Annotated in this window: 21 protein-coding genes; 14 read left to right on the top strand and 7 right to left on the bottom strand. The window is 74.8% G+C overall.

Annotation, left to right across the window (positions count from 1 at the left end):
• The first annotated feature begins 32 nt into the window (after window positions 1–32).
• From AACH11_RS12045 to AACH11_RS12035, 3 genes are all read left to right on the top strand, one after another.
• The gene (locus AACH11_RS12045) at window positions 33–1,184 is read left to right on the top strand and encodes a diacylglycerol/lipid kinase family protein (protein ID WP_341374475.1); all 1,152 of its coding nucleotides are present in this window, start codon (window positions 33–35) and stop codon (window positions 1,182–1,184) included.
• Window positions 1,181–2,263: a metallophosphoesterase family protein gene (locus AACH11_RS12040; RefSeq protein ID WP_341374474.1), complete on the top strand. Its 1,083-nt coding sequence runs from the start codon at window positions 1,181–1,183 to the stop codon at window positions 2,261–2,263. The genes AACH11_RS12045 and AACH11_RS12040 overlap by 4 nt, the downstream gene beginning before the upstream one ends.
• A gap of 371 nt (window positions 2,264–2,634) precedes the next feature.
• On the top strand, window positions 2,635–3,999 hold the full coding sequence (locus tag AACH11_RS12035; protein ID WP_341374473.1) for a sensor histidine kinase: 1,365 nt from the start codon (window positions 2,635–2,637) through the stop codon (window positions 3,997–3,999).
• 6 nt (window positions 4,000–4,005) lie between these two features.
• On the opposite strand, the gene AACH11_RS12030 is transcribed toward AACH11_RS12035, so the two are convergent.
• The 3 genes from AACH11_RS12030 to AACH11_RS12020 form a co-directional block, all read right to left on the bottom strand.
• Complete coding sequence (locus AACH11_RS12030) at window positions 4,006–5,013, bottom strand: YihY/virulence factor BrkB family protein (RefSeq protein WP_341374472.1); 1,008 nt, start codon at window positions 5,011–5,013, stop codon at window positions 4,006–4,008.
• 12 nt (window positions 5,014–5,025) lie between these two features.
• Window positions 5,026–7,797 carry an AI-2E family transporter gene (locus AACH11_RS12025; RefSeq protein ID WP_341374471.1) on the bottom strand — a complete coding sequence of 924 codons (2,772 nt, stop codon included), beginning with the start codon at window positions 7,795–7,797 and terminating at the stop codon, window positions 5,026–5,028.
• 130 nt (window positions 7,798–7,927) lie between these two features.
• A complete protein-coding gene (locus tag AACH11_RS12020; protein ID WP_341374470.1) occupies window positions 7,928–9,181 on the bottom strand; it encodes a DUF3734 domain-containing protein in 1,254 nt (417 codons plus the stop codon).
• A gap of 196 nt (window positions 9,182–9,377) precedes the next feature.
• Here AACH11_RS12020 and AACH11_RS12015 point away from each other — a divergent pair, with 196 nt between their 5' ends.
• The 10 genes from AACH11_RS12015 to AACH11_RS11970 all read left to right on the top strand — a co-directional run bounded on the left by AACH11_RS12015 (window position 9,378) and on the right by AACH11_RS11970 (window position 18,215).
• Window positions 9,378–10,907: a serine hydrolase domain-containing protein gene (locus AACH11_RS12015; RefSeq protein WP_341374469.1), complete on the top strand. Its 1,530-nt coding sequence runs from the start codon at window positions 9,378–9,380 to the stop codon at window positions 10,905–10,907.
• Between the two features lie 132 nt (window positions 10,908–11,039).
• Entirely contained in the window at window positions 11,040–11,426 is a 387-nt protein-coding gene (locus AACH11_RS12010; RefSeq protein ID WP_341374468.1) for a Fur family transcriptional regulator, read from the top strand.
• Entirely contained in the window at window positions 11,423–11,581 is a 159-nt protein-coding gene (locus tag AACH11_RS12005; RefSeq protein WP_341374467.1) for a hypothetical protein, read from the top strand. Before AACH11_RS12010 ends, AACH11_RS12005 begins: the two co-directional genes overlap by 4 nt.
• On the top strand, window positions 11,578–12,528 hold the full coding sequence (locus AACH11_RS12000; RefSeq protein WP_341374466.1) for a metal ABC transporter ATP-binding protein: 951 nt from the start codon (window positions 11,578–11,580) through the stop codon (window positions 12,526–12,528). The genes AACH11_RS12005 and AACH11_RS12000 overlap by 4 nt, the downstream gene beginning before the upstream one ends.
• Window positions 12,528–13,394 (top strand): metal ABC transporter permease, encoded by an 867-nt coding sequence (locus AACH11_RS11995; protein WP_341374538.1) that lies wholly within the window; start codon window positions 12,528–12,530, stop codon window positions 13,392–13,394. Before AACH11_RS12000 ends, AACH11_RS11995 begins: the two co-directional genes overlap by 1 nt.
• 167 nt (window positions 13,395–13,561) lie before the next feature.
• On the top strand, window positions 13,562–14,605 hold the full coding sequence (locus AACH11_RS11990) for a metal ABC transporter solute-binding protein, Zn/Mn family (RefSeq protein ID WP_341374465.1): 1,044 nt from the start codon (window positions 13,562–13,564) through the stop codon (window positions 14,603–14,605).
• Window positions 14,602–15,357: a ZrgA family zinc uptake protein gene (locus AACH11_RS11985; protein ID WP_341374464.1), complete on the top strand. Its 756-nt coding sequence runs from the start codon at window positions 14,602–14,604 to the stop codon at window positions 15,355–15,357. Before AACH11_RS11990 ends, AACH11_RS11985 begins: the two co-directional genes overlap by 4 nt.
• A 109-nt stretch (window positions 15,358–15,466) precedes the next feature.
• Entirely contained in the window at window positions 15,467–16,255 is a 789-nt protein-coding gene (locus tag AACH11_RS11980; protein ID WP_341374463.1) for an ABC transporter ATP-binding protein, read from the top strand.
• 4 nt (window positions 16,256–16,259) lie between these two features.
• Entirely contained in the window at window positions 16,260–17,525 is a 1,266-nt protein-coding gene (locus tag AACH11_RS11975; RefSeq protein ID WP_341374537.1) for an ABC transporter permease, read from the top strand.
• Window positions 17,526–17,609: 84 nt separating this feature from the next.
• Window positions 17,610–18,215: a DUF3299 domain-containing protein gene (locus tag AACH11_RS11970; protein ID WP_341374462.1), complete on the top strand. Its 606-nt coding sequence runs from the start codon at window positions 17,610–17,612 to the stop codon at window positions 18,213–18,215.
• Window positions 18,216–18,255: 40 nt separating this feature from the next.
• On the opposite strand, the gene AACH11_RS11965 is transcribed toward AACH11_RS11970, so the two are convergent.
• Window positions 18,256–18,762 (bottom strand): tellurite resistance TerB family protein, encoded by a 507-nt coding sequence (locus tag AACH11_RS11965; protein ID WP_341374461.1) that lies wholly within the window; start codon window positions 18,760–18,762, stop codon window positions 18,256–18,258.
• Between the two features lie 294 nt (window positions 18,763–19,056).
• On the opposite strand from AACH11_RS11965, the gene AACH11_RS11960 reads away from it, so the two are divergent.
• Entirely contained in the window at window positions 19,057–20,034 is a 978-nt protein-coding gene (locus AACH11_RS11960) for a TerC family protein (protein ID WP_341374460.1), read from the top strand.
• Here AACH11_RS11960 and AACH11_RS11955 read toward each other — a convergent pair.
• The 3 genes from AACH11_RS11955 to AACH11_RS11945 all read right to left on the bottom strand — a co-directional run bounded on the left by AACH11_RS11955 (window position 20,022) and on the right by AACH11_RS11945 (window position 25,399).
• Window positions 20,022–21,974 (bottom strand): O-linked N-acetylglucosamine transferase, SPINDLY family protein, encoded by a 1,953-nt coding sequence (locus tag AACH11_RS11955; RefSeq protein WP_341374459.1) that lies wholly within the window; start codon window positions 21,972–21,974, stop codon window positions 20,022–20,024. The two genes, AACH11_RS11960 and AACH11_RS11955, sit on opposite strands and share 13 nt — an antisense overlap.
• A gap of 129 nt (window positions 21,975–22,103) precedes the next feature.
• Window positions 22,104–22,514 carry a hypothetical protein gene (locus AACH11_RS11950; RefSeq protein ID WP_341374458.1) on the bottom strand — a complete coding sequence of 137 codons (411 nt, stop codon included), beginning with the start codon at window positions 22,512–22,514 and terminating at the stop codon, window positions 22,104–22,106.
• A 56-nt stretch (window positions 22,515–22,570) separates the two neighbouring features.
• Entirely contained in the window at window positions 22,571–25,399 is a 2,829-nt protein-coding gene (locus tag AACH11_RS11945; protein ID WP_341374457.1) for an ATP-binding protein, read from the bottom strand.
• Window positions 25,400–25,801 lie beyond the last annotated feature (402 nt).

The raw sequence follows: 25,801 nt of genomic DNA, 5'->3' as shown, positions 1-25,801 counted from the left end.
TCGTTTCGCGTGCCTTGCCGGAGCCGTCGTCCATGTCCACCGCCCGCTGCGTTCCACGCGTCGCCGTCCTGCGCACGGCCGGTCCACCGCAGGCCGATGACCGGCCCGCGCCGGTCCTGTCCGGTGCCGGTGCCGGTGAGCGCAGCGGCCCTGCCGCGGGCGTGCCGGCGCCGGCGCCGGCACTGGTCTCGCGCCTGGACGCGCACACGCCGCTGCACGTGGTGGCCAATGCGGGCTCCGGATCGCAGGGGCTGCAGGAGGTCGAGCGCCTGCGCGCCCACCCGCTGTGCAGCAGCCATGTCCTGCGGTTGCATCCCTTGCAGCCGGGGGCCGATGTCGAGGGCGTGGTGCGGCAGGCCGCATGGTGCGCGCGTGCCGATGGCGGCGTGCTCTTGGCCCTCGGCGGCGATGGCACGGCCAACGCCGTGGCCCAGCGCGCGGTGGCCGAGGGCCTGGCCTTCGGCCTGCTGCCCCGCGGCACGTTCAATTTCTTCGCCCGTGACCAGGGCCTGTCCCAGGACCCGGAGCAGGCCATGGCCGCGCTGCTGCAGGCGCTGCGCGAGGGCGCGGTGCGCCGCCTGCCGGTGGCCGAGGTCAACGGCCGCGTGTTCCTGGTCAATGCCAGCGTCGGCCTCTATCCCCGTCTGCTGGCCGAGCGCGAGCGGGTCACGCGGCGCTGGGGCCGGCATCGTCTGGTGGCGCTCGCCGCGGCGGTGGCCACGTTGATGCGGCCCGGCCGCCTGCGCCATCACCGGCTGCGCCTGCATCTGGCCGATGGCCGCCAGACCCGGCAGGAGGTGGCGGTGTCGACCTTCTTCGTCGGCGCCAGCGGCCTGCAGTTCAGCCAGCTCGGCCTGCCCGGGGCCGAGGCGCTGGACCGTGGGCATCTCGGCGTGGTGACGCTGGCCGCGCAATCGCGCTGGGAGACGGTGCGCCTGCTGGGCCGCGCGCTGCTGCGGCAGCTGGATGCCGATCCGGCCGTGCAGACCCGCGTGTGCGAGGCGGTCGAGCTCGACGAGGTCGGCAGCAGCCGGCGGCCCATCGTCGTGGCCTTCGACGGGGAGCGGCAGCTGATGACGCTGCCCTTGCGCTTCGGCCTCGCCGCCCGGCCGCTGTACCTGATCGCCGCGCCCGTCGTGCCTGGCGATCCGCCACGCCCCGACACCGCGGCGCCTTCCGCGTGAGCGAGCCGCTGCGCCTGCTGCAGTTCTCGGACCTGCACATCGGGGCGGAGGAGCCGCGCGCCGTCGAGGCGCTGCAGGCCCTGGTGCGTGAGCTGCGCCCGGACGTTCTGCTGTGCACCGGTGATCTCACCCAGCGGGCGCGGCCCGGGCAGTTCGGCCGGGTCGCCCTGCTGTTGCAGGGGCTGCAGGCGCCGGTGCGCGTGCTGCTGCCCGGCAACCACGATCTGCCGCCGCTGTGGCAGCCCTGGCACCGCTGGAGGGGTGGCCGTGGCCGCTGGCAGGCGCTGTTGCGCGCACTGGCCGCCCGCCCGCACGAGACGCCTCATCCGGCCGGTCCGGCGCCGTCGGGCCGCTGGATCGACGCGGCTCCCGGGGGCCCCGTCGGCGCCTCATCGATGACGTTGGGTTCCGTGGCGGGTCCCTGGCAGGCGCCGGCCGCGGCCGGCGTGCTGGCGCTGCACATCCGCCTGCCGGGCCGCCCCGCGCTGCAGCTGTGTGCGGTCGACACCTGCCGTGCGTGGCTGCAGGCCCGCGGCGCGGTCAGCGGTGCCCAGCGGCGCATGGTGACGCGTGTCCTGCAGGCGACGCCGGCCGCCTGGCGCCTGGTGGCCACCCACCATCCGCTGCAGCCGGGCGCTCTGGCGCCGGCCGATGACCGCGCGCTGTGCGCCGAAGCGGCCTGGACCGCCTGGGCGGCCGCAGGCGCGGATCTGGTGCTCTCCGGCCACAGCCATGTCAGTGCGGTGGTCGGGCTGACGGAGCCGGACCGGGAGCCGGACCCGGGCCTGGCGTCGGCGTCGGCGGGGGCGGGGGCGGGAGCGGCGGCGGCGGCGGCGGCGGGTGTGCCGCCGGTGCCGGCCGGCGTGGCCCGCCAGGTGCTGTGTGCCAGCGCCACGTCCTGGCGGCGCCGGGCCGGCGTGCCCAACAGCGTGCTGCTGCTCAGCCTGGGCGCGGCCGATGCGCCGACGGGCGGCCCTTCGGCCGGGCGTACCGCCCGCTGGCAGCGCTGGGTCTGGACCCCGGCGCGCCCCGATTTCGTGGCCGGGCCGGTCCAGGTGCTGCCGCCCGTTCCGGGCTGAAGCCGGGTGTGGCATGCCGTATCGCCTTTCTTCGTCGCGCCGGTTCCTGCCGGGCCACCCGAGGCCCACCCGATGGCCAGCGCCGGACATCCCGCGGGCCGGCCGCACGGCGTGGGCGGGCCACGCGCTGGGCAGACCGGCGCGCCGTCCGCCACGCCGCGGGGCGCAGAATCCCGTGCGCAGGCCTGCGCTGTCCGTGTGCCGGATGGCGAGCCGATGCCGCCGCTGCTGCTGCTGCTGCTGCCGCCGCCGCGTGCCGGTGCTCACCCCCGGCGTCACGGCGGGCATCGACCGGCCCGTCCCCCAGGCCGTCTCCTTGGCCGTATCCTCGTCCGCGGTCCTTGTCCGACCCTGTAGCCCGACCCGTCCGCATGGCCCTCCGTCCTGAACCATCGCCGAACCTGCCGGCACCCGCGTCCGGGCCTGCGCCCGCGTCCGCGTCCGCGCCCGAGGCGCACGCCGGTCCCCCGGCCGACGCGCTGCGCCCCAGCGGTCCGCAGTCGCCCTGGCCGTGGTCGGACGCGGCGCTCGACGCCGTGGTGGCCGATGCACGACGGCTGGCTGCCACCGAGGCCAGCGGCCTGCTGCGGCCCGGGCCGGACGACGCGCTCGATCACGCGGTGGCGACCGCGCGCGAGCTGCTGGGGGCCACGGTCAGCTTCCTCGGGGTGGTCGGGCCGGACGGCGATGTCTACCCGTCGATGTCAGGGCCCGTGCCCGAGCCGCTGGCCTCGCAGCGCCAGCTGCGCTCGCGCACCTTCTGCCACCACGTGCTGGCGGCCGGGCGCACGCTGGCCATCGACGACACCCGGGCCGGCCCGCCCTGGTGCGATGTGCCCACCGTGCACAGCCTGGGCGTGCGGGCCTACCTGGGCGCGCCGCTGCGCCTGCACGGCCACATCGTCGGCACGCTGTGCGGGGTCGATGTCCGGCCGCGGGTCTGGAGCCCGCGGGACGTGGCCACGCTGGAGGCGCTGGCCCAGTCGCTGGCGCGCGAGTTGCAGCTGCGCGGCGCGCTGGCCCAGGCCGATGCCGCCGTGCGGGCCCGCACCGAGGCCCGGGCCGAGCGCGACCGCCTGGTCGCCAGCCTGGTGCACGATCTGGCCACGCCGGTGATGGCGCTGCAGATCGAGATCAGCCTGCTGCGCCGCGCGCTGGATCCGGCACGCCAGCCCAGCGTCGACCGCCTGCAGGCCGCGCTCGACGCGCTCAAGCACCTCAAGAGCCAGCTGCGCGAGGGGGTGGACCTGCAGTCACCGGTGGCCCGCCAGGCCCTGCGCCCGCCGATGCCGGTGGGCAGCCTGCTGGCCCAGCTGAGCGGCATGATGACGCCGCTGGCGCACAGCCAGGGCATCGTGCTGGCCGTCGACGTGAGGGTGCGCGCGCCGGTGGCCGTCGATCTCGGGCCGATGCTGCGGGTGCTGACCAACCTGGTGGGCAATGCGCTGAAGTTCAGCCCCGCCGGCTCGACCATCCGCGTGGCCGGGCTGGCGCCGGAGGCCGGCTGGGTCGGCATCGAGGTGGCCGATGAAGGCTGCGGCATGTCGCCCGACGAGGTCGCGCGCTGCCTGGAGCGCGGCTACATCGGCGAGGCCAGCCGGCGCCGCGGCGATGGCAGTGGCCTGGGCCTGGCCATCGTGCGCGAGATCGTCGAGCAGCACGGCGGCACGGTGACGGTGCGCAGCACCGAGGGCCGCGGCAGCGTGTTCACGGTGCGGCTGCCGCTGGCCGAGTGAGGCCGCTCATCGCCCGGCCCGGCCCGGGCGCGCCAGGTCCGCGTCCGCTCCCGTGCCCGTGTCGACTCCGATGCCGATCCCGACCCCGACATCGCCCGGCCGTGCCGGCAGCCGGGTGTGCCGGTGCGAGCCATGGCGGTAGGCCCAGACCCAGGTGAACTCCGCGCCCAGCAGGAAGATCTGCGCCGACCAGTACACCCACACCAGCACGGCCACCAGCGTGCCCGCCGCACCGAAGCCGGAGGCCACGCCGGCCAGCTCGATGTAGCGGCCGATGCCCAGCTTGCCCAGCTGCATCAGCGTGGCGGTGACCAGCGCGCCGATCCAGACGTCCGACCAGGCGACCCGCCGCCGTGGCAGTCCCTTGTAGATCATCGCTACCAGCGCGACCATCAGCCCGAAGCCGATGGCGTGGTTGACGACGCCGGCCCAGGCCAGCGTGTCGCCCAGGCCCGCAAGGCGGGGTCCCCAACCGACCTGCAGCGCGGCCAGCGCCGCGTCGGCCATCAGCGAGACGATCAGCAGGAAGCCCAGGCCCAGCAGCAGGCCGAGCGACCACAGCCGCACGCGCAGCCACTGCCACCAGCCGGCCGCACGCGATGGCGGCGCGCGCCAGATCACGTCCAGCGCGCCCTGCAGCTCGGCCAGCACGGTGGTGGCGCCGATGCACACGGCCAGCAGGCCCAGCCCCGAGGCCAGCAGGCCGTGGCCCGGCCGGCCCACGCTGTCCAGCAGGGCCTGCACCGCCCGTGCGCCCTCGGCGCCCAGCACCCCCGACAGTTGCGCGGCCACGGCGCCGCGCGCCGCATCCGGGCCCCAGATCGTGCCGGCCACCGACAGCACGACCAGCAGCAGCGGCGCCAGCGAGAACAGCGTGTAGTAGGCGATGGCGGCCCCCATGCTGGCGGCCCGGTCGTCCAGCCAGGCCTGCACGGTGTCGCCCAGCAGGCGGCCCAGGCTGCGCCAGCTCAGGGCGGCGTTGCGGGCGGCGGCGGGGGCGTCGAGCGCGGGCATGACCGGGGCGGCTCAGCCCGAGGCGACGCAGGCCGGGAAGGGCGGTGCCGGCGGGGCCACGGGCGGCGTGGCCGCTGCGCACGGGCCTTGGATGGCCGGTGGGGCGGTGGGTGCGGCGGCGGGCTTCGTGGCGGGCGTGGCGGGTGCGGCAGGCGTGGTGGGCGCGGCAGGTGCGGCAGGTGCGGCAGGCGTCGCTGCCGCTTCCGGGGGGAGGCCGATCCCCGCGAGGCTCACCGCCTGCAGGCGCGTCAGCTGTCCCATCAGTTCGTCGGCCAGGGACTGCAGCAGCGCCCGTTCTGCCTCGCGCAGGGTGCGTGGCCGCGGATCGCTCAGCCACAACACCCCGACCGGGGGCGCTTCGGCGGTGGGCCGCAGCGGCACGGCGGTGCAGCTGCGCGGCGCCCGTGCCAGGCCGGCGGCCAGGGCCGCGTGGCGGGCGTCACGGGCCACGTCGTCGATGTGCACCGGCGCGCGCAGCGTGCGCACCGTTTCGGCCACGTCGCGGGCCAGTGCATCGGCGGCGGCCGGCGGGGTGGCGGGCTCCGGCGGGGTGCCGTCACGCGGCTCGGGCTCGATGCGGCCCAGGACGTCGTCCTGGTCGGCCGCGCACAGCAGGCGGCCGTCATCGGCCCACAGCAGCACGGCGCTGTGGGCGACATCGAACAGGTCGGCGCTGCGTTGGGCCGTCAGTGCCAGCAGCGGGCGCAGGGCCGTGTCCAGCAGGGTGGCCGTGGCGGGGGGGCCGCCGGCATCGGCGGGGGCGTCGTGGCCGGGCGGCGCGGCGGCCGGCGTGTCCGGCTCCGCCCGCGGGTTCAGGGAGCCCATGGCGTGCACCTGCAGCACGGCCTCGTCCAGCGTCCTCACCACGACATCCGCGCCCAGCGTGCGGGCCGTCGGTGCGGCCGGATCGTCGGGGTCATCGGGCTCGTTCGCGGGGGGCATGCCGGCCGGCCAGGGGCGGCTGAAGGCCGCCACCGGCGTCGGGCCGGGCCGGCCTTCAACCGGTCCTGGCCGGTCGTCGGCATCCCAGCACGCCAGGATGATGCGCAGCTGGGGCCAGCGGCGCCGCAGCCGCCGGCACACGTAGCGGGCATGGGTGGTGCTGTCGCGGTCGACATAGCCCAGCACCACCAGCCGCACCCGGGCCAGCGGGGCCTGCTCCAGCCGCGCGGCCAGCAGCGCCGACGGGGGCAGGGCGCGTGCGGTCACCCCCTGCAGCGCCAGCGCATGGGCGCACATGCGCGCGGCCAGTGCATCGGCCTGCCAGCGTCCGCCGATGCACACCACGTCGGCCTCGGCCGGGTGGGGCGGCGGGCCGTCGGCCCGCATGCCGGGGCCCGGGGCGGGGCTGTCCTCGGCCAGTTCGTCGAGCATCTGCGCCACGCCCTGGAGCAGGCGGTGGCGTTGCTCGGCGCCGCTGGCCTGATGGGCCGCCGCGGCGGCCAGGCGCAGCACCGGCATGCCGGTGCTGCCGTAGAAGGCCTGCGGCCCTTGCTGGCGGGCCTGCTCGATGGCCAGCTGCGTGGCCTCCTCGACGTCGCCGGCCAGCAGGCGCTGGTACAGCCGGGTGGCCGGGTCGAAGGCCGGCGTGCTGCCCAGCAGCAGGTCCAGCCACTGCAGGCCCGGGATGTGGCGGCCGATGACGACGATCAGCACCGTCACCGGCGTGGCCAGCACCAGCCCGACCGGGCCCCACAGCCCGGTCCAGAACGCGGCCGAGACCAGCAGCGCGGTCGGCGACAGCCCGGTGCTGCTGCCGTAGAGCCAGGGCTCGATGGCGTTGTTGATCAGCACTTCGAGCGTCAGCACCAGCAGGGCCGCCGACAGCAGCAGCTGCCAGCCCGGGTCGATGGCGAAGGCCAGCAGCAGCGGTCCGACGCTGGCCACCAGTGGCCCGATGTAGGGCACGAAGCGCAGCACGCCGCCGAGGGCGCCCCACAGCAGCGCGCCGGGCACGCCGATCAGGGCCAGGCCGCTGGCCAGCGCCAGGCCGTAGCCGCTGTTGACCAGCACCTGCATCGTCAGGTAGCGGGAGACGCGGTCGGAGGCCTCCTTCAGCGCGGCCGTGCTGCGGTGCAGATCACCGCCGAACAGGCGCAGCGCACGGTCGCGCAGGTCGTTGCGGTCCAGCAGGATGAACAGCAGGAACAGCAGCACCAGCCCGGCCGAGGCGGCTGGCGCCAGCACCGGCTCGATCAGCGTGCCCAGCGCCTGCAGCACCGATGGCCGGCTGGGGGCGATCTCGACCCGCAGGGCCTGGCGCTCCGGGGCCGCACCGGCATGGGCCACCAGCGCCCGCCGCGTGGCGTCGAGCTCGCCGCTGACGACCTCGATCATGCGGCCCAGGTCATCGAGCACGCCGCGGCCCGACATCTGCTGGCGCAGCGTGCGCAGCTTGGTCTGCATCGTGGCCTGGTAGGTGGGCATGTCGCGGCCCAGCGCCACCGCCTGGCCGCCGACGAAGACCGAGGACGCGCCGATGGCCAGCACGGTGCCCGTCACCACCAGGCCCACCGCCAGCCCGCGCGGCACCTGACGCCGGGCCAGACGGTCGACCAACGGATCCAGCACGAAGGCCAGCAGCGCACCGAGCGCCAGCGGCACCAGGATCTCGCGCCCGCTCCACAGCATCAGCACCACCAGCGCGGCCGAGATCAGCAGCAGCGCGGGCTGCAGCAGCGGGGGCAGTGCGGCGGATGTGCCGGCGGCCGCGGGCGGGGCCTCGTCCGCCGGGGCGCTGGCGCGGGGTGGATCGCGGGCCGGATCGCTGGACGGGGCGTGCATGCCCGATGCTCGCCGCGGGCCGGCGGCGCGGCTGTCGGCCTCCGGCGCTCCGGCGTGTCGGAGTCCGCCGATGGTGCGCGGTGCCGGCCCGGTCGCGGCCTTGGCCTCGGCCTCGGCCTCGGCCGCGTGGTCAGCCGCGGGTGCGCAGGCGGTCGTGGGTGGCGAAGGCCGGTGCGTCGCGGCCCAGCGTGTGCCAGTCCTGGTGGCGCAGCGTGTCGCGGATGTCGTCCAGGCCGGCCTGCCAGTGGTCGCGCATGGTGCGCGGGCTGAACTCGTAGTCCTTGCTGTAGCCCTCCCAGGCCTTGTCCTGGTAGATCAGGTGGATGACCGACACCCGCTGGGCGCAGGCCTCGGCCCGGGCGGCCTGGGCCAGCGGGCTGTCCTGCAGGCTGGCCGGCAGCTGCTGCAGCAGCGCGTGCAGCAGGTGGCGCAGCTGGCGGTCGCCGGCCCGGCCGTCGGTGGCCGCGCGGGTGCGGCTCGAATACTGGATGTCCTTGAGCCGCTCCTGCGCGTCGTAGACATGGCGGGGCAGCGGCCCGCGCGCGCTCCACAGATCGACCTGGAAGGCCACCAGATCGTGGCGCAGGGTTTCCTGCAGCACATGGTCCAGCGGGGTGTTGGAGACGATGCCGCCGTCCCAGTAGTGCTCGCCGTCGATCTCCACCGCCGCGAAGGCCGGCGGCAGCGCGCCCGAGGCCATGATGTGCGCGGCCCCGATGCGGGTGTGGCCGATGGCCTCGTCCGCGGTCCGGCGGTGCCCGTCGACGGTGGCGCCGGGCGGTGGCAGGCGGCGCGGTCCGCGGGCGGCCCGCGGCCCGTTGTCGAACCAGCGCAGATTGCCGCTGCGCACGTTGACCGCGCCCACCGACAGCCGCACCGGGCCGTCGTTGACGAGGTCGAAGTCGACCAGACGCTCCAGCGTGCGGCGCAGTGCGGTGGTGTCGTAGAAACTGGCTTCCTCAGGGGCCTGCTCCAGGCCCAGCCAGGGCCAGGGGCCGCGTGGGGTGAAGAAGGCGCTCTGTCCCTCGGCCACCGCGCGCGTGGCCGCTCCCGCGTTGAACCAGCGTCGCAGCGAGGGCGCGGCCTGCAGCATCAGGTCCTGCCAGGCATCGAGCGCGGGCAGGGGCACGGCCGGGCGGCAGACCGTCTCCCAGAACTCGCGCAGGCGCTCCACCCGGCGGGCCGGCGGATTGCCGGCGATCAGGGCCGCGTTGATGGCCCCGATCGAGATGCCGGCCACCCAGTCGGGCGCGATGCCGGCCTCGCTCAGTCCCTCGAACACGCCGGCCTGGTAGGCGCCGAGGGCACCACCGCCCTGCAGCACCAGGGCACAGGCCGGCGCACGGCCGGGCGGGTCGGTATCACGGCTGGATTCCGGATGCATCGCGGGCGCCTCGCGTCGGTGATCGGGTGTCCAGTGTGCATGTTGCAGTGCAATAAGTCGATGACCGGCGGCGCCCGGCGGCGCCCGGCGGTGGCGGCCGCGGGTGCGTCACCGCGGACTTCGTGTGTGGGGGGGCGCCCCTGCACTTGAGCGGCGCGCTGAAGTGTATTGTTACAAATACGGGCACACTGCCGCCATGTCCCGCCGGAGTTCCCGTTCCTCGTCGCCGCGCCCGCCCGCCCCGCCACCGTCCGCCTGGCGTTGGGTGCTGGCCGTGCCCCTGATCCTGGCCCTGATGCTGAGCATGACGGCCATGGGCTATCCGATGGTCTACCTGACGCGCGTGCTGCGCCATTGGCACGAGGGCCAGGCCGCCACCGACGCCACGCTGCCGCGGCGCGCGGTGGCCGCCCGCGCCGGTGTCACCGAGCTGCAGCCGGTGCGCGACCCGCTGCGCGCCGAGCCCGCGCTGCGCCAGGCCTTCGACGGCCGTGCGCCGGCCGGCTGGCTGGCCGAGCGCGGCACCCGGGCGCTGCTGGTGCTGCAGCACGGCCGCATCGTGGCCGAGCACTATGCCGACGGCGCACAGGCCGACAGCCTGCAGCCGGTGCGCCAGATCGGCGACGCGGTGCTGCCGATGCTGCTGCTGGCCGCCATCGAGGACGGCCTGGTGCAGGGCCTGGACGATCCGCTGACCCGGTTGCTGCCCGAACTGGCCGATCGGGATCTGCGTTATGAGCTCTACACGCTGCGCCATCTGGCCCGGCAGCAGGGCGGCCTGCGCTGGTCGGCACGCGCCGGGCTGGCCGATGACCGCCTGCGCAGCCTCTACTGGCCCGACCGGCGGGCCTGGCTGCTGCGCGGCCTGTCGCTCGACGGCAAGCCCCGTGACGAGCACGTGCCCCACGCGTGGCAGGCCGATCTGCTGGCGCTGAGCCTGGAGCGCGCCACCGGCCGCCCGCTCAGCGACTACCTGTCGCAGCGCCTGTGGCAGCCGCTGGGCATGGCCCGGCCGGCGGCCTGGCTGCTCGATGTCGAGGACGGCCTGGAGCGGGCCGACAGCGGCCTGCTGGCCCGCGCCCGCGATCTCGCCCGACTGGGCATCCTGATGAGCGCGCTGGGCGTCGGCCCCGACGGCCGCGCGGTGCTGACGTCCGGCGCGGTGCAGCAGCTGATCACGCCCGACGGCGCCCACCGCCTGAACGGCGGCACCTGGGTCCAGCTGGGCTGGCATGCCCGGCCCGATCCGCAGCAGGGCCTGCTGTGGTGGGCCGAGGGCAGCGACGGCCAGCTGCTGCTGGTCTGGCCACGCCAGCAGATCGTGATGGTGCGCCTGGGCACCCGCGAGGGCGAGCCGGTGCCCGCCTGGCTGGACCGCCTGGGCGGCCTGGCGCGCGCGCTGGCCGCGAGCGATCCCTGCGGCGCATCCGGCACCCCGCCCCCCGCGGCCGAGCCGCACGAGGGCGCGGATGCGGCCATCGCGCAGGCCGGCGCGCCGCTGCAGCGGGTGAACCTGACGGTGGGCACGGCGGAGGCGGCCGGTCCGGCCCGCACGGCCGCGCCCGAGGCCGGCGCCCATGCCGGTGTCAGTGCCAGTGCCACCCCCGTGGCCGGCGCGGCCAGCACCGCGGGCGTGCGCCCCGCCCCGTCACCGGTGCCCGCCTGGGCCCGGCTGCCGTTGAAGGTCGATCCGGCGCTGGCCTGGGGCGGTTGTCCGGCCCTGTGAGGCGGGCGGGCGGGCCGGCCGTCTCCGGCTCGGCCTGATAATGAAACTCGATTATCATGAAAGCCTGTGCACCGTCGGTGCGACGGGCCGGCGCCGTGCCGGTGCCGCGCCTGGACCGTCGGGCCAGGCCCGATGGAACGTTCGACCCGACAACGCCAGGCGATCCGCGACGCGATCGCCGCCGCCGGCCGGCCGCTGCTGCCGCAGGAAGTGCTGGCCGAGGCCCAGCGCGGTGCGCCCGGCCTGGGCCAGGCCACCGTCTACCGCACGCTGAAGGCGCTCGTCGAGGACGGTGCGCTGCATGTCGTCAGCCTGCCCGGCGAGAACCCGCGCTACGAGCCCGCCGGCCACCACCATCACCACCATTTCCAGTGCACCGCCTGCCAGCGGGTGTTCGATGTCCACGCCTGTCCGGGCGATCTGGCCCGTCTGGCGCCGGCGGGCTTCGAGGTCTCGGACCATGAGCTGACGCTCTACGGCCGTTGCAGCGACTGCCGCCAGGCAGCCCCGGCCCGATGAGCCGCCCCGCACCGCAGGTCGTCCGCCGGCCACCCGACCCCGCCGGACGGCTGACGCTGCTGATGATGGGCGTCGGCCCGCGGCTGGCCGGCGCGACGGTGCTGGCCGTGCTGATCTGGGCCGCCGTGGCCTGGGCGCTGGCGGAGGTCGCATGAGCGCCGCCTCCCGCCTGGGCATCGGCCACGGGCCGGCCGACATCCTGGCCCAGGGCCATCCGCAGGCCCACGGTCATGCCCACGACCACGGCCCCGACCACCCCCATGGCCACCCCCATGGCCACGCGCATGACCCCGGTCACCGCCACGCGCACGGCGCGGCCGATGCCGCCCCGGCTGACGGCCCGTGGCCGGCCGAGGTCGCGCTGCGCGTGCGCGACCTGACCATCGCCTGGCGCGGCCATCCGGCCGTCCACCACCTCAACGGCCGCTTCGCCCGCGGCCAGCTGACGGCCGTCGTCGGCCCCAACGGCGCCGGCAAGAGCACGCTGCTGGGCGCGCTCGCCGGCCAGCATCCGGGCCATGAGGGCCATGTCGAGCGCGCCGCGGACCTGCGCCTGGCCTGGCTGCCCCAGCTCTCGGCCATCGACCGCAGCTTTCCGGTGCGGGTCGACGAGCTGGTCGCCATGGGCCTGTGGGCCGAGATCGGCGCCTTCGGCCGCGTCAGCGCCGCGCAGCGCCAGCGCATCGCCGCGGCGCTGTCGGCGGTCGGCCTGGCCGGCTTCGAGCGCCGCTGGCTGGGCGAGCTGTCGGTGGGCCAGGCCCAGCGCGTGCTGTTCGCCCGCCTGGTGGTGCAGGACGCCGGCCTGATCCTGCTCGACGAGCCCTTCAGCGCGATCGACGCGCGCACCCGCGACGACCTGCTGCGCCTGCTCGGCCAGTGGCGCGACGAGGGCCGCACCGTGATCGCCGTGCTGCACGAGATGGAGCCGGTGCGCCTGCATTTCGACGAGACGCTGCTGCTGGCGCGCGAGGCCATCGCCTGGGGCCCGACGGCCGAGGTGCTGACCGACGCGCACCTGCGCCGGGCCCGCCACATGGCCGAGGCCTGGGACGAGCAGGCCTCGACCTGCACGCTGCCACCGGCCGCCGGAGACGCCTCATGATGTCCGACTGGTTCGGCCCCCTGGTCGAGTTCGCCTTCATGCGCCGTGCGCTGGTCGCCACGCTGGTGCTGGCCCTCGGCGCCGCGCCGGTGGGCGTGCTGCTGGTGCTGCGCCGCATGAGCCTGGTCGGCGACGCGATGTCGCACGCGGTGCTGCCCGGCGCGGCCGTGGGCTTCCTGCTGGCCGGCCTGTCGCTGCCGGCGATGAGCCTGGGCGGCTTCGTCGCCGCGCTGGTGGTGGCCCTCGGCGCCGGCCTGGTCTCGCGCCACACGCCACTGCGCGAGGACGCGAGCTTCGCCGCCTTCTACCTGATCGCGCTGGCGCTCGGCGTGCTGCTGGTGTCGTGGAAGGGCAGCCAGGTCGACCTGATGCACCTGCTGTTCGGCAGCGTGCTGGCGGTCGATGACGCGGCGCTGCTGCAGATCGCCGCCGTCAGCAGCGGCACGCTGCTGGCGCTGGCGCTGATCTGGCGCCCGCTGGTGCTCGACAGCTGCGACGCGGCCTTCCTGCGCGGCGTGGGCGGCGGCGGCGGGCGCTCGCACGCGGTGCTGCTGCTGCTGCTGGTGGCCAATCTGGTCAGCGCCTTCCAGGCCATGGGCACGCTGATGGCCGTCGGCCTGATGATGCTGCCGGCCGCGGCCGCCCGCTTCTGGGTGGCCAGCCTGGGCGGCATGGCGGCCGTGGCCGCGGTGATGGCCATGGCCAGCGGCCTGGCCGGTCTGCTGTGGAGCTACCACGCCGAGCTGCCGTCGGGCCCCTGCATCGTGCTGGCCTGCGGCATCGCCTATGGCCTGTCGCTGCTGCTGGGGCCGCGCGACGGCATGCTCAGCCGCCACTGGCAGAACCGCCACCACCGCACGGCCTGAGCACTCCGCCCGACCGCCCGCCCACCGTTTCCCCCAGCGGAAGGCGCCGGCCCCCGGCCGTGCCGCCTTCCGTCATCGGGCCGCCCGCCGGTGGCCGCAACCGCATCGACCGTGGCGCGTCATCGTCATCGACCTGACGCCCATGGCGAGGACACTGGAAGTCCGCCATGCCAGACCGCACCCCGAGCGCTCCCCTGAAGACATCCTGGAACACCTCCCGCCGCCAATGGCTGCTGGCGGCCTGTGGCGGCCTGGCCGGTGCCATGCAGGCCCCGCAGGTCCGGGCCCAGGCCCAGGCCCAGACCCAGACCCCGTCGGCTCCGGCTCCGGCCGCGTCCCGCCCGCCGCGCATCGTCGTGAGCTTCTCGATCCTGGCCGACATCGTCAGGAGCGTGGCCCCTGCCGACGCGCAGGTCGACAGCCTCGTCGGCCCCGATGCCGATGCCCACGTGTTCGAGCCCAGCCCGGTCCACGGCAAGCGCTTGGCCGCGGCCGATCTGGTCGTCGTCAACGGCCTGGGCTTCGAGGGCTGGATCACCCGCCTGGTCAAGGTCTCGGGCTACAAGGGGCCGCTGGTGGAGGCCGCCCGTGGCGTCCAGACCCTGCGGGCGACCGAGGCCGATGGCCATGATCACGCCCACGCCCACGCCCACGACCCTGCGCACGGCGCCGGCGGCGCGGTCGATCCCCATGCCTGGCAGGATCCGCGTCAGGTGGTCCGTTATGTCGCGAACCTGGGCGAGGCCTTCATCCAGCGCTGGCCCGAGCGGCGGGCCGAGATCGAGCAGCGTGTCCGGCAGCAGACCGCGGCGCTGCAGGCGCTCGATGCCGCGCTGCGCCAGCGCCTGGCCGCCATCGCGCCCGGGCAGCGCCGCGTGATCACCTCGCACGATGCCTTCGGCTATCTCGGTCGGGCCTACCAGATCCAGTTCCTGGCGCCGCAGGGCTGGGCCACGCACAGCGAGCCGTCGGCCGCGGCCGTCGCGCGCCTGATCCGCCAGATCAAGGCACGCCAGGCGCGCGCGCTGTTCGTCGAGAACATCAGCGACCGCCGCATGATCGACCGCATCGCGCAGGAGGCTAAGGTGGGCGTCGGCGGCGCGCTGTACTCCGACGCGCTGTCCGCACCCGGCGGCCCGGCCGACAGCTATGAGCGGTTGATGCGCCACAACGTCGAATCGATCGCCCGCGCGCTGGAGCAAGCCCGATGAGCCGCCTGCCTTTCTTCTTCAGCGGCCTGCGGCCGTCGTGCCTCTCGTCACGCGCCCGGGCGCGAGGCCTGCTGGCGCGTGGGCTCGCCCTGGCCGCCGTCTCGGCGCTGTGCGGGCTGGCGCCGGTGGCCTCCGCGCTGGCGGCCGGCACCTCTGCGCCTGCGGTGGACCCTGGCCATCGCCCCGCCGCCGCCGGATCGCCGGCCGCCCACCATCACGGCGTGGGCCAGCTCGACATCGGCCTGGACGGCGACCGGCTGCAGGTCACGCTCACGCTGCCGCTGGACAGCCTGCTGGGCCACGAGCGTGCACCCCGCACCACGGCCGAGCGTGAGGCCGCACGGCGCGCCGTGCAGCGCCTGCGGGCGACCGCTGACTGGTTGCGGCCCGACGCGGCCGCGGCCTGCCGCCTGGTCGATCTCGCGATCGAGGCCCCGGTGCTGCGGGCCGTGCTGGAGGGGGGGACCGTCCCGCCTGCCCAGGCTGCGCCGGCACCGGCCCGCGCCACGGCCCGGCCCGGTCCGGCGGCAGCGTCGTCCGTGCTCGCGCCTGCCGTTCAGGATGAAGGGCATGCCGATCTGGACCTGGACGCCACCTGGCAGTGCGCTGCCCCCGGGCAGCTGCGCACGATCGAGCAGCGCCTGTTCGCCCAGCATCCGCGTCTGCAGACGCTGGAGGTGCGCATCGCCGGCCCGCGCGGCCAGCGCCAGCGCACGCTGTCCCGGCCGCAGGCCCGCATCGACGGGCTCTGATCGACGGGCTCTGATCCGGCCGCGCGGGGCGGATCCAGCCGCCGGCCACCGTCGCCACCCGGTGCGGCCTGCCCCGCACCTTCGCTGCCGATCTTCCGGCCCGATCGCCATGGACCGACTTTCCGAGCCTTCCACCGCCACCCCGTCCCAGGGCCGTCCGGCCGGTGATGCCGCTGAAGCCGCCGACGCCGTGATGGCCACCGCGGCCCCGCCGGTGCTGGCCATGCAGGCGGCCCGTCACCGCTGGCCGGGCCGGGCGGCGGCCGAGCTGATGCTGCCGGCCATCGCCCTGCCGGCCGGCCGCTCGCTGCTGCTGCGCGGGCCCAGCGGCAGCGGCAAGTCCACGCTGCTGTCGCTGGCCGCCGGCGTGCGCGTCGGCGCACCGGGCCAGGTGCGGGTGGCCGGGCAGGACTGGGCCGCGCTGCCCGCCGCCCGCCGCGACGCCTGGCGCGGCGAGGTCATCGGCTACATCTTCCAGCAGTTCAACCTGCTGCCCTGGCTGGACCTGATCGACAACGTGCTGCTGCCCTGCCGCTTCTCGGCCCGGCGGCGCGCGGCCTGCGGCGCCAGCGGTCCGCGGCGCGAGGCCGAACGCCTGCTGGACGCGCTCGGCCTGCCGCGCGACGCCTGGCGGCGGCCGGCGGCCACGCTGTCGGTCGGCCAGCAGCAGCGCGTGGCCGCGGCCCGCGCGCTGATCGGTGCGCCCGCCCTGGTGCTGGCCGACGAGCCCACCTCGGCGCTGGACGAGCCGCGCACCGCGGCCTTCATGGCGCTGCTGCAGGCCGAATGCCGCGCCGCCGGCAGTGCGCTGCTGATGGTCAGCCACGACAGCCGCCTGGCCCCTCATTTCGACGCCACGCTGAGCCTGGACGCCCCCGCCGGAGCCGAGCATGACTGAACGCCTGAGGGCCCTGCTGCGCCTGGCCGCGGCCAGCGCCTGGTACCGCCGCGGCACGCTGGCGCTGGTGACGCTGGCCATCGCGCTGGCGACGCTGCTGCAGCTGGGCATCGAGCAGCTGCGGCGCGACGTGCGGCTGCACTTCTCCAGCGCCGTCTCGGGCACCGACCTGATCGTCGGCGCGCGCACCGGGGCCACCCAGCTGATGCTCTACAGCGTGTTCCGCATCGGTCAGGCCACGCAGAACATGCGTTGGGCCTCGGTGCAGGCCATCGCCCAGGACCGGGCGGTGGCCTGGGTGGTGCCGATCGTCCTCGGCGACAGCCTGCGCGGCCATCCGGTGGTCGGCACCACGGCCGACTACTTCCGTCACTTCCGCTACGGCGACGACCAGGCGCTGGCGCTGCGCGAAGGCCGCGTCTTCGCGCACTGGTCGGAGGCGGTGCTGGGCGCCGACGTGGCCGAGGCCCTCGGCCTGCGCGTGGGCGCGCCGCTGGTGCTCAGCCACGGCATGGCCGCGGGGCTGCCCGGGGCCGAGCATGCGGACCGGCCCTTCACCGTCGTCGGTGTGCTGGCGCGCACCGGCACGCCGGTCGACCGCTCGGTGCACATCGGGCTCGACGGCATGGCCGCGCTGCACGTGGACTGGATGGCCGGCGTGCCGCTGCCCGGGCAGTCGACCCCGGCCGCTGACCTCCAGGCCGAGGATCTGGCGCCGACCCAGGTGACAGCGGTGCTGGTGGGGCTGAAGTCGCGCGCGGCCGTGTTCTCGGCCCAGCGCCGCATCCAGGCCCTGCGCGAGGAGCCGCTGGTGGCCGTGTTGCCGGGGGTCACGCTCGACGAGCTGTGGGCGGTGGTCGGCGTCGGCGAGCGCCTGTTGCAGGCGGTGGCCGCCCTGGTCGGCGTGGTCAGCCTGGCCGGGCTGAGCGCCACCGTGCTGACCGGCCTGGAGCAGCGCCGCCGCGAGCTGGCCGTGCTGCGCGCCGTCGGCGCCAGCCCGCGCACCCTGGCCGCGCTGCTGCTGTGCGAGGGCCTGTGGCTGGCCACGGTCGGCGTGGCGGTGGGCGCGGCCGCCGGCTGGGTGCTGCTGCAGGGGCTCGGGCCCTGGCTGGCGCGCCACCACGGCCTGGTGCTGGGCCGTGCCGAGCTGGCCGACGGTGCGCTGCCGGCGTTGGCCGCCGTCTGGCTGGCGGCCCTGCTGGCCTCGCTGCTGCCGGCCTGGCGGGCCTGGCGGCTGTCACTGGCCGACGGGCTGGCGCCGCCGCCCTGAGCGCTGAACCCTGAGCCCGAACGTGTCATCGCGATGCGCGACACTGTCAGGCCGGCGATGTCGCCCGTGCTGTTCGCTGCCACCATGTCCACTGACCTGAACCGAAGCCGCCGCCGTGCGCTCCTCTGCCTGCTGGTGCTGACGGGCACGGCCGGGCCGATCCGGGCCCAGACGGCGGCCCGCGGCGCCGTGCCGGCGGGCAAGCCCGCCGCCGGCGTGCGCACGCTGAACTGGGACGAGCTGATCCCCGCCGGCTGGGATCCGCGCAAGGAGCTCAAGCTGGACCCGAAGGCGATGCGCAGCGCGCTCGAGGGCGGCGAGGCCGAGCAGCAGATGATGCGGCAGCTGCGCGAGGTCTGGGACACCGCGCCCACCCGGCCCGAGCTGGATGGGCTGACCGTGCGCATGCCCGGTTATGTGGTGCCACTCGACGGCCATGACGGCCGCATCCGGGAGTTCCTGCTGGTGCCGTACTTCGGCGCCTGCATCCACAGCCCGCCACCGCCGGCCAACCAGATCGTCCACGTGCACCTGCCGCAGCCGCAGGCCTTGCGCACGATGGACACCGTCTGGGTCACCGGCCGCCTGCTGCGCCAGCGGGCCGACAACGAGATGGGGGTCAGCGGCTATGCGCTGACCGGGGCCGCGGTGGCCCCGTACCAGCCGGCGCAGGCCGCGCCGGCCCGTTGAAGCCCCGGGAGCCGGCGCTCGCCGGCCCCCGCGAGGCCCCTCAGACCGACAGCTTGACCTGGTAGCCGGCCGCGTTCTTCGGGTGGTTGGCGGCGGTGAAGACGCTGCGGTCGTTCTTCAGCACGATCACCTCGAAGAACGGGCGGAAGCGCTCCTCGCTGACGCCGAAGGCCTGCAGGAACTTGCCGATCATCTCCTGTTCCTCGCGCTCGGGCTGGCCGTCGGCCAACGAGGAGTCGATCAGGTTGGTCAGGATGCACATCTTCTGCGCGTCGCTCAGCAGCGGTGCGGCCTCGGTCAGGAAGGTCTCGACCGAGTTCTTGCGGCGGTACTTGACGGCCGAGTCCAGCAGCGCCTGGTTCTGCGCGCCGACACCGATGCTGCCGTTGCCGTCGTCCTTGCCGCCGAGCACGGACAGCAGGTGGCCGACCTCCTCGGCATCCATCTCGCCGTCGGCGCTCATGATGTAGATCAGCGAGGTGGCGAAGGCCAGATGCGGCGTCATCTTGTCGCCGGCATCGCTCTTGAACATGTCGAACAGACCCATGGTGTCAGGCTCCTGGTGTGATGGTGGTGGATGGCGCACAAGCGCCTCGTGCGCCGCTCCGATGCCCGCCGCAGATGTGAAGTTCCCCGTATTTTTTCAAGACCCCACGGCGCGTCGGATTTGTTTTCAGTCGGCAGAATCCGTCCCGTCGAAAGGGGAGTAGCCGGCCGCACCAGCGGTCGCGGCCCCCCGTCAATACGGAGGCTGGCAAGGCCGCCTCCCGGGACCGCAAGGGCACCCTCGCCCTCGCAAGACCTTTCGGCGCGACCCCAACCTTTCACTCAAGGAGTGTCCGTGGACACGATCGCGCCGGCCTGGCTGTGGGCCTTTTTCATCGGCACCGTTGTGGTGGCCCTGTTCGTCGACTTCGTCGTGCTGCGCAAGCAGGGCGCCCATGTGGTCACCGTCAAGGAGGCGATCAACTGGTCGCTGGTCTGGGTGGCCGCGAGCTTCGCCTTCAACGGCCTGTTCTGGTGGGCCGTGCAGATCGACCACGGCACCGCCGTGGCCAACACCAAGGCCCTCGAGTTCCTGACCGGCTACCTGATCGAGAAGAGCCTCGCGGTCGACAACATCTTCGTCTTCCTGATGATCTTCACCTACTTCGCGGTGCCGCCGGCATTCCAGAAGCGGGTGCTGATGATCGGCATCATCGGCGCCATCGTGCTGCGCACGGTGATGATCCTGGTCGGCTCGATGCTGATCGCGCAGTTCCACTGGTTGCTCTACGTCTTCGGCGCCTTCCTGCTGATCACCGGCATCAAGATGTGGTGGGCGGCCGGCCAGGAGCCCAGCCTGGACGACAACCCGGCGCTCAAGCTGCTCAAGCGCGTGATCCCGGTCAGCCCGTCCTTCGACGGCGAGAAGCTGTTCACCGTGCAGAACGGTAAGCGCATCGCCACGCCGCTGCTGCTGGTGGTGGCGCTGGTCGGCGTCATCGACGTGATCTTCGCCGTCGACTCGATCCCCGCCATCTTCGCCATCACGACCGATCCGTTCATCGTGCTGACGTCGAACATCTTCGCCATCCTGGGTCTGCGCGCGATGTACTTCCTGCTGCAGGCCATGGCCTCGAAGTTCCATCTGCTGAGCTACGGGCTGGCGGTCATCCTGGCCTTCATCGGCACCAAGATGCTGTTGATCGACCTCTACAAGATCCCGGTGATGGCGTCGCTGGGTGTGGTGATCGGCATCCTGGCGCTCACGATGTGGCTGTCGGTGCGCACCGCGCCGAAGCTGCCGCAGAACGCGCCGCAGCGTCAGCAGGGTTGATCGCCGGGCCGCCCGCCTGACGGGCGGCCTGATGGGCGGGCGACCTGATGGGCGACCTGATGGGTCTGCCACAGGGCCCGCAGCGTGCGGGCCCAATCGTCCGCATGGCGTGCACCGTCGAAGAGGGCGGTGCCCGGCAGGTGGTCGCGCAGGCCGGCCCGCAGCTCGGCCAGTCCGGCGCGCACGCCGGGCCGCGGTGAGGCGCAGCGCACGGCCTTGGCCACGTAGTCGTCCGCGTCACGCGCCACCCAACGCGGCAACTGCGCTGCCTTCATCAGGCCTTCGCCCTGGCGGCCCAGCATGCCGGGGGTGGCCAGGGTCAGCGTCGGCACCCCCATCCACAGGGCCTCGCAGGTGGTGGTGCCGCCCGGGTAGGGGAAGGTGTCGAGCAGCACGTCGACCTCCGCATGGCTGGCCAGGTAGGCGGCGCGGTCCATCGGGCCGTGCAGCTCCAGCCGGGCCGCCGGCAGGCCGGCGCGCAGCGCACGGGCGATGAAGGCCTCGCGCACGTCGGCCTGGGCCAGGCGCGCGCTCTGGAGGCGCAGGCGCGCATGGGGCACGGCCTGCAGCACGCGGGCCCACAGTGCCAGCACCTCGTCGTTGATCTTGGCCAGCTCCTGATAGCTGCCGAAGGTGAAGTGTGGCCGCGTCAGGCAGGGCAGCGGGCTGGGCGGCGGTGCGTCGTCCGGCGCGCTGAAGCACAGCCGGCTGCCGGCCAGGCGCACCACGCGCTCGCTGAACCAGCGCTCCTCGCCGGGCGGTACGCACTGCGCATCGGCCAGCACGGCATCCATCTGCGGCAGGCCGGTGGTGGCGAACCAGCCCAGCCAGCCGATCTGCAGCGGCGCCGCCCGGCGCGCGAACACGCCCAGGCGGTTGAGCGCGCTGTGGCCGGCGAGGTCGATCAGGATGTCGATGCGGTCCTCGGCGATGCGCCGCGCCAGTGCGGCATCGCTCCAGGTGTCGACCGTCTGCCAGCCGGCACAGCGTGCGCGCAGGCGCTGGGTGACGGCGTCGGGCGGGCCGCCGTGGTTGGCATAGGCGTACAGCGGCAGGTCGGGCGCCGCCAGGTGCTCGAACAGCGACAGCAGGAAGAAGCCGACCGGATGGGCGCGCAGGTCGCCCGAGACGAAACCGATGCGCAGCGGGCCGTCGGGGCTGATGGCCGGTGCCGGTGCCGGTGCCGTTGTTGCCGTCGTCGTCGTGCCCGCCGGCCGTGCCACGGCGGGGGCGGCCGCGCGGCCGGGGGCCTCGGCGGCCATCGCCCGTGCCGTGGCCGCGGCCAGCGCCTGTCCGGCGCCGCGGGCCTCCTTCAGCCGGGTGTCCGCATCGGTGCGCGGCAGGTACTGCAGGCAGAACACCAGGTTGTTGTGGGCGCCGGGATGGCCCGGATCGCGTGCCAGGGCCTGGCGGTAGGCGTCGACGGCGCGGTCGAAGTCCAGCCGCTTCTGCCACAGCACGCCGCGGGCGAAGACCGGCTGCGGATCGCCGGCCTGCAGGCGCGCCGCCGTGTCGTGGGCCTGCAGGGCCTCGTCGAAACGCTGCAGATCGGCCAGCGCCAGCCCCAGGTTGTGCCAGGCGCCGGCATGCTCCGGGGCCCGCCGCAGCGCCTGCCGCAGACAGGCCTCGGCCTGGGCCGGGCGCTGCAGGCCGCGGTAGAGCAAGCCGAGGTTGACCTGGCCTTCGACCCAGTCGGGCGCGCGGCGCAGCAGCCCCAGCCAGATCGCCTCGGCCTCGGCCTCGCGGTGGGTGCGGGCGGCCAGCACGGCCGCCAGGCTCAGCCCGGTCCAGCTGTCGACATGGCGGGCCAGATGAGGGGCCAGCGCGGCCTGGGCCGCCGCCAGTTCACCCGCGTGGAAGGCGGCGATCGCCTGTTGCAGGGCCGGGTCGGCCGTGGCGGGATCGTGGCGGGGGGCGGGCGCAGCGGTCGGCGGGGGCATCGGTGGCACAGGCCGCCGGGCGGCCGGCAAAGGCAGGATCGGCCCAGTATAGGAAGGCCCTGTGCGGCGCCGGGTGGCGCTGGCGCATCCAGTTGCGTCCGGGTGTGTCGGGGCGCAACGGCGCCGGGATCAGGCGGCCGTCGCGTCGACGCGGGCCGGATCCACCTGGCGCACCCGCTCGTCCTGATAGTAGCCACCGTACTCGGTGTAACGCAGGTACAGCCGCGCGCAATGCCGGCAGCGCCAGACCGTGCAGCGGTTGTACGGGTGGAAGGCCGGCGCGATCGGCGCGTCGGGGCTCCAGCCGTGGGTGCCGGCCGGATGCCATTCGTCCAGCGTGGGCTCGATGTCGGGATCGGCGGTGCGCAGCGTGCCCACGCCTTCGAGCACGCCGGTGTCGAAGGTCGAGGGCAGGGATTCCCAGCCCGGGCAGCGCAGGCTGTCACAGGCCGGGCAGGGCTGTCGGGTGTCGGCGCGGGCGGCGAGCGCGCGCAGTGCCTCGGCGTCGAGGGGAGTTCCGGAAGCGGGGGTGGGGGTCATCGGGGCGGTTGACCGCGGCAGGGCGGCAGGGCGGTGTCGGGTGCAGTGTGCCGTCTTCAGGGCGGGGGCAGCCGCTGCTGCACGGCCTGCAGGCCCTGCAGCAGGGCGCGCAGGCGCGGCTCGATGCGGTCGGCCGCGAGCGGCCGGGGCGCCGTGCCGGTGTCGCCAGGAGGGCCGGCTTCGGCGGGGCGCGCGCTGCGGCCCGCTTCGGTCAGGGCCAGCTCCAGCGCCCGCGCGCGGGCCTGCAGGGCCGGCAGCAGCAGGTGGGCGGCCATGCCGACGATGCCATGGGCCAGGCCGCGCAAGCCCTCCAGATCCCCGTCGTCCCAGGCCGCCTGCAGGCGCGCGGGCTCCTGCGCCAGGCTGTCGCGCACCCGCGCCAGCAGCCGCGGCAGGAAATCCGGGCCGACCCGGTAGTGCGCGAGCAGCGTGTCACCGTCGATGCGCCAGGGGTCGTCGTCGGCCTGCGGATCGGCGGCGGCGCGGGACAAGGGGCGGGGATCGGGGGCCGTGATCGCCGTCGGCGCCGGCACGCTGCGCCGCCGGGCCGGCAGCTGCTGCACGATCGCCTGCACCAGCACGTCCACCAGATAGGGCTTGGTGACGTAGTCGGCCATGCCGGCCTCGCGGCCGCGGTGGCGGGCGGCATCGAAGGCATGGGCGGTCAGGCCGATCACCGGCAGGCTGGCGTTCAGGCCGTGGATGCGCCGCGTGGTCTCGTAGCCGTCGAGCCCCGGCATCTCGATGTCGCACAGCACGATGTCGAAGGCGGCGGGTGTGCGTCGCACGGCCTCCACGGCGGCCAGGCCGTTGTCGACGGCCACCATCCGCGCGCCCTCCTGTTCGAGCACGTGGGCCAGCACCATCCGGTTGACCGGATGGTCCTCGGCCACCAGCACCCGCACCCCGGGCAGACGCGCCGGCTCCTCGGGCGTGGCACGGGCCTGACCGTCAGTCTCAGGGGTCTGCAGCCAGGTCGGCCAGCGTGCATCCAGGTCGGCCGGCAGCTGCTCGGCGCAGACTGCCGTCAGCGGCAGCGAGACCTCGAAGCGGCTGCCCTGGCCGGGCGTGCTGTGCACGCGGATCACGCCGCCCATCATGCCGATCAGGCGGCGCGTGATCGACAGCCCCAGCCCCGTGCCGCCGACCCGTCGCGTGATGCTGCCGTCGCCGCGCTCGAAGGGCTCGAACAGCCGCGCGACGATCTCCGGCGCCATGCCCACGCCGGTGTCGGTGACCGACATCACCAGCCCGCCACCGTCGCGTGCGCTCAGCCGCAGATCGACGCGGCCGTGGGTGGTGAACTTCACCGCGTTGGTCAGCAGATTGATCAGGATCTGCGTCAGCCGCACCGGATCGCCCAGATAGGCCGGCGCCAGCGCCGGATCGCGCGTGACGTTCAGCCGCAGGCCCTGCGCCGTGGCCAGCGGCCGCACGACGGTCAGCGCGCGTTCGACCAGCAGGTCCAGCGCCACCGGCACCTGCTGCAGCTCGACCTTGCCGGCCTCGATCTTGGAGAAGTCCAGGATGTGGTCGATCAGGCTCAGCAGGTGCTGGCCGGACTGCATGATCTGCGCGAAGACCGGTGCCGGTGCCTGACCCGCGCAGCGCCGCGCGCCGACCTGGGCCAGACCCAGCACCGCGTTCAGCGGCGTGCGGATCTCGTGGCTCATGCTGGCCAGGAAATCGCTCTTGGCGCGGCTGGCGTCGGCGGCGGCCGTCTGGGCCTGCTTGACCTCGGTGATGTCGAAACCCATGGCGATGAAGCCGACCACCGTGCCCTCGCGCAGGTCCGGCACGTAGTGCACCATGAACCAGCTGTCGCCGGTGCGCCCGGGCGCGGTCACCGGGCCGACCTCATAACGCGTCGGATGGCCGGACAGCACACGGTCGACATGCGGCCGCACGAAGGCCATGCGCTCCGGGCCGATCATGGCCTCCATCGCCATGCCGATGCCGCCGTTCTCACCCTCGTGGACCAGCCGTGTGCGGTGCTGGTGGTTCGCATAACGCAGAACCAGATCGGCATCCCAGTAGGCGACCAGACCGGGCATCCCTTCGAGGATGGTCTGCAGCTGGCGCTCCTTGTCGGCCAGCGCGTGGGTGCGCTCGGCCACCAGCTCCTCCAGCCGGGCCAGGTCGGCGCGGTGCTGCAGGCGTGGCGGGTCATCGGCCGGTGATGTGGGCGGTGATGTGGGCGGTGAGGCGGCCTGTGGTGTGGCCTGCCGTGCGGCCTGTCGTGCGGCCTGTCGTGCGGCCGGCGCCTCGTCGCGGCCTGCGGATCCCGCCGGCTGGCGCCGGTGGAGCGGCCACGGGCCCGGCTCGGCGGCGAAGCCGGCCGCCGGCGCGTTCACGGCATCGGACGGGGCCAGCAGCAGCCGGCCACCGTCGTCCAGGGCCTGGTGCAGACGCCTCAGGATGCCGGTCTGCACCGGGGGCGGCAGGTGGCTCAGCGCGTGGCGGCAGCTGACCAGATCCAGGTGCAGGAACGGCGGCGGGCTCAGCAGGTCGTGGACGACGAACACGCACAGCTGGCGCAGCGCCGGCACCACCTGCACCTTGTCGCCGTCGCCGATGACGTAGCGCGCGCGCAGCGCTGCCGGCACGGCATCGAACGCGGCGCGCGGATAGCGACCCTGGCGGGCCAGGCGCAGCGCGCCGGCATCGGGATCGGTGACGATGATGCGCAGCGGCGTGGTCGCCGTCAGGCCGCCGAGGGCCTCGCAGGCCAGGATCGCGAGCGACCAGACCTGCGCGCCGGTTCCGCAGCCGGCCACCCACAGGCGCAGCGGCCGATCGTCCCGCCGTTGTGCGGCCAGCGTGGCGATCAGCGGCAGCCAGGCGTCCAGTGCGGCAGGCGGGTCGACGGCGGAGAGCGGGTCCATCGGTGTCAGGGCCGATCCCCGCCCGTTGCCGCGGCCGGTGCCGACCCCTGCACCGCAGGCCGGCACGCGCGGGCCGGTTCACGGCGCGGCGAGGATCGTGTCTTGGTCCAGTCACCGACGATACCCGATGCGGTGTGGCGGGCCGGCCACAGGCCACAGGCCACAGGCCACAGGCCACAGGCCGCCTACCGCCTACCGCCGACCGCCGACCGCCGACCGTCGACCGTCGACCGTCGACCACCCGCCATCTCGCCATCTCGCCATCTCGCCGGACAGCCGGACAGCCGGACAGCCGGACAGCCGGACAGCGGGCCGGCCGCCCGGTTGGCCGCCGCGCACCGACCGTGCCAGACTCCAGCCCGCACCGCACCGCACCGCACCGCACCGCACCGCCCGGCCCGG

The sequence above is a fragment of the Pseudaquabacterium rugosum genome (assembly GCF_038066575.1).
GTDB classification, from domain to species: Bacteria; Pseudomonadota; Gammaproteobacteria; order Burkholderiales; family Burkholderiaceae_C; genus Pseudaquabacterium; species Pseudaquabacterium rugosum.
The sequence above is the reverse complement of the archived record's forward strand: the minus strand, read 5'-3'. Positions and strand labels throughout refer to the sequence as shown.